The 1023-nt window shown below is 57.9% G+C and carries 1 protein-coding gene; it reads left to right on the top strand.

The genetic code is table 11. From position 1 onward, the window contains the following. Window positions 1-283 precede the first annotated feature (283 nt). On the top strand, window positions 284-1012 hold the full coding sequence (locus NZM16_RS06940; protein ID WP_366946209.1) for an amino acid ABC transporter ATP-binding protein: 729 nt from the start codon (window positions 284-286) through the stop codon (window positions 1010-1012). The last annotated feature ends 11 nt before the right edge of the window (window positions 1013-1023 follow it).

A 1023-nucleotide genomic window follows, 5' to 3' on the forward strand; every position in this document is an offset into this window, starting at 1 on the left:
GGGGGAGGGGCTATGGCCTTCCGGACCGGCTTCGGTTCATCAAATCCCCAGCTGATAACTGGACAAAGCACGAGCAAACAGAATCAGGCGAATTTATAATACATAATGAGTTACGCTGTTCGCCCCCTCGGGGGGCTTTAGGGGCGGAGCCGGGCGCTGAAGATGCCCGGCTCCGCCCCTAAAGAAGTCTTTGCATCTTGGCCCAGGTATGGGACAGGCCTGATCCGTGGTTTCCATTTTTCCAGAACTCAAGCCGGGGAATCGAATCATGGGAGGGCAGCCGATTATCTCGTTCCGGAAGGTTAATAAGTGGTTTGGGAACCTCCACGTTCTGCGGGATATCACCCTGGATATTTACGAAGGGGAAGTAGTGGTGATCTTTGGCCCCAGCGGAGGTGGAAAGAGCACGCTGATCCGCACGATCAACCGGCTGGAATCCATCGACTCTGGAGAGCTGTGGGTGGATGGCATCCCGGTCCATGATCCAAAGATTAACGTCAACCGGCTCCGCCAGGAGATCGGCATGGTCTTCCAACAATTTAATCTGTTCCCGCATTTAACGGTGCTGGAGAACATTATCCTGGGGCCTGTGCATGTGAAGAAAGTGCCGCGGGCGGAGGCGGAACGGCTGGCCATGCAGCTCCTGGAGCGTGTGGGGATCCCGGAGAAAGCCCATGCTTATCCCGCTCAGCTCTCCGGTGGCCAGCAACAGCGCGTGGCCATCGCCCGGGGCCTGGCGATGCGGCCCAGGATCATGCTGTTCGATGAGCCGACCAGCGCTCTGGACCCTGAGATGATCAAAGAGGTCCTGGATGTCATGGAGGATCTGGCCCGCGAGGGGATGACCATGGTGGTGGTCACCCATGAAATGGGCTTTGCCCGCCATGTGGCGGATCGCATGGTGTTCCTGGAGGGTGGGCGGATCGTAGAGGTTGGCACCCCCGATGAGATCTTTGACAACCCGAAACATGAACGCACCCGGGTCTTCCTGGGCCAGGTCTTGCGCCATTAAGAGTGACGAAT

It is taken from the genome of Thermoflexus sp., assembly GCF_025055495.1.
Classification (GTDB): Bacteria; Chloroflexota; Anaerolineae; order Thermoflexales; family Thermoflexaceae; genus Thermoflexus.